Annotated in this window: 5 protein-coding genes; all 5 read left to right on the top strand. The window is 66.6% G+C overall.

The window, feature by feature from the left end; genetic code table 11:
* The coding region (locus Q0D45_RS20010; protein WP_293397223.1) for an ATP-binding cassette domain-containing protein at positions 1–580 on the top strand (580 nt) is incomplete at its 5' end.
* A 37-nt stretch (positions 581–617) separates the two neighbouring features.
* On the top strand, positions 618–1,667 hold the full coding sequence (locus Q0D45_RS20005; protein WP_293397220.1) for an AraC family transcriptional regulator: 1,050 nt from the start codon (positions 618–620) through the stop codon (positions 1,665–1,667).
* Positions 1,668–1,767: 100 nt separating this feature from the next.
* On the top strand, positions 1,768–2,652 hold the full coding sequence (locus tag Q0D45_RS20000; RefSeq protein ID WP_293397217.1) for a metal-dependent hydrolase: 885 nt from the start codon (positions 1,768–1,770) through the stop codon (positions 2,650–2,652).
* Positions 2,653–2,812: 160 nt separating this feature from the next.
* The gene (locus tag Q0D45_RS19995) at positions 2,813–4,015 is read left to right on the top strand and encodes an ammonium transporter (protein ID WP_293397214.1); all 1,203 of its coding nucleotides are present in this window, start codon (positions 2,813–2,815) and stop codon (positions 4,013–4,015) included.
* A 191-nt stretch (positions 4,016–4,206) separates the two neighbouring features.
* Positions 4,207–6,467 (top strand): S8 family serine peptidase (locus Q0D45_RS19990; protein WP_293397211.1); only part of this gene is annotated, 2,261 nt, incomplete at its 3' end.

Here is a 6,467-nt window from a genome sequence, read left to right as displayed (position 1 = left end):
CTATTACGATGTTGATTCAGGCGCCGGCGGCATCCGCTTCAACGGCATCGATCTGCGTGATCTGGACCCGGCCGCACTGCGCGCCCAGATCGGCATCGTGCCGCAGGACGCGGTGATCTTTTCCGCCGATGCCAGCGCCAATATCCGCTACGGCGATGCCGAGGCGACCGACGAGCAAGTGCAGCAGGCGGCGCGCACGGCGCGGGCTGACGAGTTCCTCGATCGCCTGCCCGATGGTTACAAAACCTTCCTCGGCGAGCGCGGCGTGCGCCTGTCCGGCGGTCAGCGCCAGCGGTTGGCAATCGCCCGCGCGATCCTCAAGAACCCGCCGCTGCTGCTGCTCGATGAAGCCACCAGCGCGCTTGATGCCGAAAGCGAAGCCTTCGTGCAGCGCGGCCTCGAAGCGGCGATGGTCGGCCGCACGACCCTGATCATTGCCCATCGTCTGGCGACAGTGCAGCGCGCCGATCGCATCGTCGTGCTCGAGGCCGGCAAGATCGTCGAGATCGGCACGCCGGCCGAGCTGCTGCACAGTGGCGGCCTGTATGCGCGGCTGGCGAGCCTGCAGTTGATGGCCTGAGCCCCGAGATATCAGCGGCGCGCGGCATACTCGGCCGATGACCCAGCCGCTGCATCTCGATCCGATTCCGTTCATCACCCTGCCGAACTGGGTCAAGGCGGCGTCGCAGTGCGGCTTCAACATCGAACCGGTGTTCCGCGAAGTCGGCATCGCGATGGACCTGATCCATCTCGAAAGCGCGACGGTCAGCGCGCCGCTGCTGCAGCAGGTGATGAACGCCTGCGTGGCGCGCACCCGCGATTCGCCGCTGCATTTCCCGTTCGTGCTCGGCGAAACCTTCGCCTTCGATTATCTGCCGGACATCGATACTTTCCTGTCCACCAGCCCGACTCTTCGCGATGGTCTGCGAGTGTTCGACTGGGTGCGCGAGCTGATCAATCCGATGATCCAGGTGCAGCTCGAAGACGCCGGCGCCGAGGCGCATCTGGTGCTGAAGCTCGCCGCCGGCGTGGAACCGCCGCCGAATCCCTACTTCAGCGAAACCACCTTCGCCTCGATCGTCAAATTCGGCCGGCGTCTGCTCGGCCCGTCGGCACCGTTCCTGCGGCTGTGTTTCCGCCATGCGCGCCCGGCGCATGGCGATGCCTATGAAGCCTATTTCCGGGTGCCGGTGCTGTTCGATCAGCCCGAACATCTGCTGGCCTTCGATCGCGTGCTGCTCGATCGCCCGCTCGAAGGTGCGTTTCCGGCGCTGCACAAGCAGGCCGAGTACCGGGTCGAGCAACGGCTCGCGAAGCTGCCGGCCAGGCCCGGACCCAACACAGGTCTTGTCGCAGCGATCGAGCAGACTTTCGAGGCGCAGCCGGCCTTGCTCGGACAAGGCGTGGAACGGATGGCCGCGGCACTCGGCCTGCATCCGCGAACCATGCAACGGCGCCTGCAGGATGAGGATCAGCGCTACGCCGATGTCCAGGATCGTGCCCGCTTCAAGCTGGCGGCGAAGTGGTTGCAGGACACCCCGCAGGATCTGGAGACGATCAGCGAGCGGCTCGGCTTTTCCGATCGCCGCAGTTTCACGCGAGCGTTCACCCGCTGGTCCGGGCTGTCGCCGAGCGCGTTCCGGGGCCGGCAAGCTTCCGAAGGCTGAAGGCTGTCGCGAAATGTTCCCTCGGGTCGCGGCCGGTCATATCCTGCCCCGGGCGTGACGCCTAGAGTCCCTTCACGAATTCCGTGAAAGGCGCAGCCCCATGAAGCAGACCACCACCGCATCCGGCTACCCGATCGTGCCGCGCACCGAGGTCGACTTCGATCTCGATGGCGACATCCCGCGCTACTGGTTCGGCGGCGACGCCTTCAAGTCGCGCTTCTTCGATGCGATGTCGACCCTGTTTCCCGAAGGCGAAAAGTTCTTCATCAGCTGCGTGCGCGACTACAAGGACGAGATCGTCGATCCGGAGTTGCAGCAGCAGGTGAAGGACTTCATGCGCCAGGAAGCGCAGCACGGCCGCGTGCACAAGCAGTTCAACGATCGCCTGCAGGCGCAGGGCGTGAGAGTCGACAACATCGAGGCCAAGACGCAGAAGATCCTGGGCCGCATCCGCGAGCTGATGCCGGCCTCGTTCACCCTGGCGCAGACCGCTGCCGCGGAACATCTGACCTCGATCATGGCGCACAGCTTCTTCGACCGGCCGGACGTGTTCGCCGAAGCCGATCCGCGCATCCGCGCGATGTACATCTGGCACGGCGTCGAAGAGATCGAGCACAAGGCCGTTGCCTTCGACGTGCTGAAGAACGTCGCCAAGGCCGGCTATTTCACCCGCGCCGGGGTGATGCTCTACACCTCGGTGATGTTCCCGCTGCACGTGTTCCTGATCCTGCGCCACATGCTGATCGTCGACGGCTACAGCTTCTGGCAGCGCGCCGGAATCTGGGCGCGCGGCCTGCGCTGGCTGTACGGCTGGAACGGCCTGTTCCGTCCGCTGATGGGCCATTACCTCGCCTACTACAAGCCCGGTTTCCATCCCTGGCAAGACGGCGGCATGGGCGCCTACGAGCGCTGGCGCCTTGCCTACGCCCGCAACGGCGGGAATGCAGTGGAGGCAGGCAACGAGGCTTACGCCGGCGCCGCCTAAGCCAGCGAGCTTGATTCGCCGGTTGGGCTTGGCCCAATCGGCGAGCCTCGTCCATTGACGAGAACGGTGCGCAACGCACCGATGTCGATCACGAATCAGCAATAATCCGCGGCCGGCGCACCAGATAGACGCCGGATAACCACTGGCGGAGACCAAATCGGTGCACGACATCAAGACGCCGTCCGACGTCCTGTTCATCCTGTTGGGCGCGATCATGATCCTGGCGATGCACGCCGGCTTCGCGTTTCTCGAACTCGGGACGGTGCGGCGCAAGAATCAGGTCAATGCCCTGGTCAAGATCCTGTGCGATTTCGCGATCTCCACACTCGCCTACTTCATGTTCGGCTACGCCTTGGCCTACGGCCAGCATTTCTATGCGCCGGCCGCCGAGCTGTCGCAGCACAGCGGCTTCGAGCTGACCAAGTTCTTCTTCCTGCTGACCTTCGCCGCCGCGGTGCCGGCGATCGTCTCCGGCGGTATCGCCGAACGGGCGCGCTTCTATCCGCAATTGGCGGCGACCTTCCTGCTGGTCGCCTTCGTCTATCCGCTGTTCGAGCGCATTGCCTGGAACGGCGGCTTCGGTATTCAGGACTGGCTGCTGGCCACCTTCGGCGCCCACTTCCATGACTTCGCTGGCTCGGTGGTGGTCCATGCGGTTGGCGGCTGGATCGCGCTCGCAGCGGTGCTGCTGCTCGGGGCTCGGCGTGGCCGCTATGCGAAGACCGGCGAAATCTCCGCGCATCCGCCGTCGAGCATTCCGTTCCTGGCGCTCGGGGCCTGGATCCTGATCGTCGGCTGGTTCGGCTTCAATGTGATGAGCGCACAGACGCTCGACAAGATCAGCGGCCTGGTGGCGATGAACTCGCTGATGGCGATGGTTGGCGGCACCCTGGTGGCCTTGTTCGTCGGCCGCAACGATCCGGGCTTCGTGCACAACGGCCCGCTCGCCGGGCTGGTGGCGATCTGCGCCGGTTCGGACGTGATGCACCCGCTCGGCGCGCTGGCCACCGGCGGCGTGGCCGGCGGCCTGTTCGTCTACATGTTCACCCTGACCCAGAACCGCTGGAAGATCGACGACGTGCTCGGCGTCTGGCCGCTGCACGGCCTCTGCGGTGCCTGGGGTGGACTGGCCGCCGGCATCTTCGGCTCGACGGCACTCGGCGGCATCGGCGGTGTGAGCTTCGGCGCGCAGTTGGTCGGCACTGCACTCGGCGTGACCATCGCCTTCACCGGCGGCGCCCTCGTCTACGGCGCACTGAAAGCCGCGTTCGGCCTGCGCCTGAGCCCGGAAGAAGAGTTCAACGGCGCCGACCTGAGCATCCACAAGATCGCCGCGACCGCCGAGCGCGATACCTACTGGTAGATCGCGGCAGGCGCGGTTTTCATTGATCAAAAACAGCTGAAAAAAAAGCCCTTCCGCGCCAGCTTTGCGTCATCGTTTCATTGCATTCGCGACCAGTGGTGCCAGGGTGCTGCGCAAGCGGTTGACGGAGCGTTTCAGACCACTGCGTGGCTGCCGATACAGGTCGTACACCCTGTTCTGCGGACGCGGCCATGCCCCTTTTCACCAGCACGCTGAAAACTGTTTTCGCCGCTGCACTGACTACGGCGGTGCTGGCCACGACCGACACTGGCGTCAGCGCAGCGACGATCGTGTCGCCCGAACCGCAGGCCCGCTTTCTTGCCGCCAGCGAGCCGCTGCCGCCGTCGCGCTTGATCGTTGCCTACGAGGACGACATCGCGGCGTTTCGCGGCCGGCGCCGCACGGCGATGAGCTTTGCGGCCGCGCAGGCGCTCGATGCAACGGCGCGCAGCCGCGTCGACGATCTTGCCGCCGGTGCGGGACAGCCGATGCGCTACCGGCGCCGGCTCGGCAACGGCGCGCTGCTGATCGACGCCGATGGCGGACTCGATGAAGCCGCACTCACTCGTCTTGCGGCGCGCATCAAGGCGCGCCGGCCGACCGGGCTGCGCTATGTCGAACCCGATCGCATCCTGCAGCCGGTGTTGACGCCGAACGATCCCTGGCTGGGCAACCTCTGGGGCGTCGCCGGGCCCGCGCAGGTCAATGGCCTGGCCGGCGTCAACGCCTACACGGCCTGGGATCGCACCGACGGCAGCGGCGCGACCGTCGCGGTGATCGACACCGGCTACCGGCCGCATGCCGACCTCGCTGGCCAGATCGTTGCCCAGTACGACTTCATCAGCGACGCGGCCAGCGCCAACGATGGCAACGGTCGCGACAGCGACGCCTCGGATCCCGGTGACTTCCGCATCTCCGGCTCCTGTGGCAGCAGCGGCACCTCGAATTCGAGCTGGCACGGCACCCACGTCGCCGGCACCATCGCGGCGCTGGCCAACAACGGCGTCGGCGTCGCCGGCGTCGCCTATGGCGCCAAGCTGGTGATCGCCCGCGTGCTCGGCCGCTGTGGCGGCACCACCTCGGACATTGCCGACGCGATCATCTGGGCCTCGGGCGGCACGGTGTCCGGCGTGCCGGCGAACCCGCAGCCGGCCCAGGTGCTGAACATGAGCCTGGGCGGTCAGTACCCGTGTTCGTCGTCGCCGACCTTGCAGGGTGCGATCGACAGCGCCCGGTCGCGCAACAGCACCGTCGTGGTCGCAGCCGGCAACGCCAACATGGATGCCTCCGGCTTCTCGCCGGCCAGTTGCAACGGCGTGATCAGCGTCGCCGCGATCGGCGATGGCGGCAGCCGTGCGCCGTACTCGAACTACGGCGCTTCAGTGGACGTCGCCGCGCCGGGCGGCGACATGAGCCGCGGCAGCACGGTGGGAATTCTGTCGACTTACAACAACGGCGCAACGACGCCCGGTAGCGATTCCTACGCCTACCTGCAGGGCACCAGCATGGCCTCGCCGCATGTCGCCGGCGTCGCGGCGCTGCTCTATGCCGCCCAACCTTCGATCACGCCGGACGAAGTCGAAAGCACGCTGAAGGGCAATGTCCGCAGTTTCCCCGTCAGTTGCAGCGGCTGCGGCACCGGCCTGGTCGATGCCAGCCTGGCACTCGCGGCGATCGCGCCCGGGCCGGGCAGCCTGCGCTTCAGCGCGTCGAGCTATGCAGTGACCGAAAACGGCGTCATCGCCACGATCAGCGTGCAGCGCAGCGGCGGCAGTGCCGGCGCGGTGTCGGTGAACTACGCAACCGCCAACGGCACGGCAGTCGCCGGCAGCGACTACATCGCCACCAGCGGCACGCTGAACTGGGCCGATGGCGATGCCACCACCAAGACCTTCTCGGTGCCGATGATCGACGACGCCCTCGCCGAAAGCAGCGAAACCCTGGCACTGGCGCTCAGCGCGCCAGGCGGCGGCGCAAGCCTGGGCAGCGTCAAGACCGCGACCTTGACGATCGCCGACAACGACAGCGCGCCAGGTTCGCTGGCCTTCGCAGCTGCCATCTACAGCCTGGCCGAGAACGGCGGCACGGTAACGGTGACCATCAACCGCACCGGTGGCAGCTATGGCGCGGCCTCGCTGAGCTACGCCACCGCCAATGGCAGCGCCGCCGCCGGCAGCGACTATCTGGCCACCAGCGGCACCCTGAGCTGGGCCAATGGCGATGCCAGCTCGAAGACCGTGCGCATCACCGTCTACAACGACACCACGGCCGAAGCCAACGAAACCTTCCAGTTGCGCCTGTCCGGCGTCAGCGGTGCGGCACTCGGCGCCAACGCGATCGCCACGGTGACCATCAACGACGACGACAGCCCCAGCGTCAACGGCAGCCTGGCATTCACTGCCGGCAGCGCGTCGATCAGCGAAGCGGCCGGCAGCGCGACGGTGACCGTGTC

Source organism: Nevskia sp. (genome assembly GCF_023266035.1).
Lineage (GTDB): Bacteria > Pseudomonadota > Gammaproteobacteria > Nevskiales > Nevskiaceae > Nevskia.
This window is presented reverse-complemented; position numbering and strand designations above follow the sequence as displayed.